At 61.1% G+C, this 2165-nt stretch carries 2 protein-coding genes; both read right to left on the bottom strand.

The window, feature by feature from the left end; all coding sequences use genetic code 11:
- Positions 1-1119 (bottom strand): arginine deiminase (locus tag ACRESD_RS16960; protein WP_431751979.1); only part of this gene is annotated, 1119 nt, incomplete at its 3' end.
- Between the two features lie 34 nt (positions 1120-1153).
- On the bottom strand, positions 1154-2165 hold a 1012-nt coding region (locus ACRESD_RS16955; protein ID WP_431751978.1), incomplete at its 5' end, for a basic amino acid/polyamine antiporter.

Below are 2165 nucleotides of genomic sequence, written 5' to 3'. Positions count from 1 at the left end.
GTCGTAACCGATCACCACGCCTGGCTCCACGGCCACCACGTTGTTGCCGTCGTCCCACTGCTCGCGCTCGGCGGCGAAGCTGTTGCCGCCGGTTTCGACGACCCGCAGGGCCTTGAGGTTGAGCGCGGCGGCGACGGTGTCGAGGAAGTTGGTTTTTTCCCGTTGGATATCGATACCGTGGGGTTTGCTCTCATCAGGACGCAGGGTGAACGCGACGATCTGGTTGACCACTTCGGGGAAGATGGTGACCAGGTCGCGGTCGCAGAAGCTGAACACGGTGTCCAGGTGCATTGCCGCGCGGGATTTGGGCAGGCCCGCAACGATCACTCGCTCCACGGCTTTGTTCTTGAACAGGTTGCGCGCCAGTTGGCCGATCGCCTGGTGGGACGAGCGTTCGCCCATGCCGATCAATACCACGCCGTTGCCAATCGGCATCACGTCGCCGCCTTCCAGGGTGGAGGCGCCGTGTTCCTGGTCGGGGTCGCCGTACCAGATCTGGAAGTCGGCGTTGGTGAACTCGGGATGGAATTTGTAGATGGCGGCGGCCAGCAGGGTTTCCTGGCGTCGCGCCGGCCAGTACATCGGGTTCAGCGTGACGCCGCCGTAGATCCAGCAGGTGGTGTCGCGAGTGAATTGGGTGTTGGGCAGCGGCGGCAGAATGAAGCTCGAATGCCCGAGGAAGTCGCGGAACATCTCGATGGCCTTGCCGCCGAAACTGCTCGGCAGGTCGTCGGCCGATACGCCGCCGATCAGGTACTCGGCCACCTTGCGTGGTTCCAGGCTACGCAGCCACGAGCCGATTTCATCGACCAGGCCCAGGCCAACGGTATTGGCGGTGATCTTGCGTTCCAGGATCCAGTCCAGTGCTTCGGGGATGGCGACGATATCGGTCAGCAGGTTGTGCATTTCCAGTACATCGATGTCGCGCTCGCGCATCTTGGTCACGAAGTCGAAATGGTCGCGCTTGGCCTGGGCGACCCACAACACGTCATCGAACAACAGTTCATCGCAGTTGTTGTGGGTCAGCCGCTGATGGGCCAAACCTGGGGAGCACACCATGACTTTGCGCAGTTTGCCGGCTTCGGAATGTACGCCGTACTTCACTTTTTCCGTGGTCATTACAGATCCTCCAGTGAACAAAAAGATTCGGGTGTTACAGGGTCAGGAAGCCGTCGTAGAGTCCATAGGCCGCCACCAGGGCGCCAATGACCACTGCGGCGAAAATCAGCTTCTCGACGTTGGTGAAAATCGGTTTGCCCAATTCATGCTTGGCCTTGGCGAACAAGATTGCGCCGGGGGCATAGAGCAGGGCGGAGAGCAGCAGGTATTTGGTGCCGCCGGCGTAGAGCAGCCAGATCGCGTACACCAGGGCGATGGCGCCGATGAACAGGTCTTTCTTGCGTTCGCGCAGGGCGTTTTCGTAGGTCTCGCCGCGCACCGCCAGCAGCAGGGCGTAAGCCGCCGACCAGAGGTAAGGCACGAGGATCATCGAGGTGGCGAGGTAGATCAGCGACAGGTAGGTGCTGGCGGAAAACAGCGTGATCACCAGGAACAGCTGCACCATCGCGTTGGTCAGCCATAGGGCGTTGACCGGCACGTGGTTGGCGTTTTCCTTGCGCAGGAACTCCGGCATGGTGTGGTCCTTGGCGGCGGCGAACATGATCTCCGCACACAGCAGTACCCACGACAACAGCGCCCCCAGCAGCGAGATGATCAAGCCGACGCTGATCAGCACCGCGCCCCAGTGGCCCACCACATGTTCCAGCACGGCGGCCATCGACGGGTTCTGCAGCTTGGCCAGTTCCGGCTGGGTCATGATGCCCAGGGACAGCACGTTCACCAGCATCAAGAACAGCAGCACGGTGATGAAACCGATCACGGTGGCCTTGCCCACGTCGCTGCGTTTTTCCGCTCGGGACGAGAAGATGCTCGCGCCTTCGATGCCGATGAACACCCACACGGTGACCAGCATCATGTTACGCACCTGGTTCATCACGCTGCCCAGGTCCGGGTTTTTCACACCCCAGATGTCGGCGGTGAAGATGTCCAGCTTGAACGCGAACAGCGCGATCAGTACGAACAGCAGCAGCGGTACCACCTTGGCGACGGTGGTCACTAGGTTGATGAACGCCGCTTCCTTGATCCCGCGCAGCACCAGGAAGTGC

Source organism: Pseudomonas sp. (assembly GCF_050739995.1).
Taxonomy (GTDB): domain Bacteria; phylum Pseudomonadota; class Gammaproteobacteria; order Pseudomonadales; family Pseudomonadaceae; genus Aquipseudomonas.
This window is presented reverse-complemented; position numbering and strand designations above follow the sequence as displayed.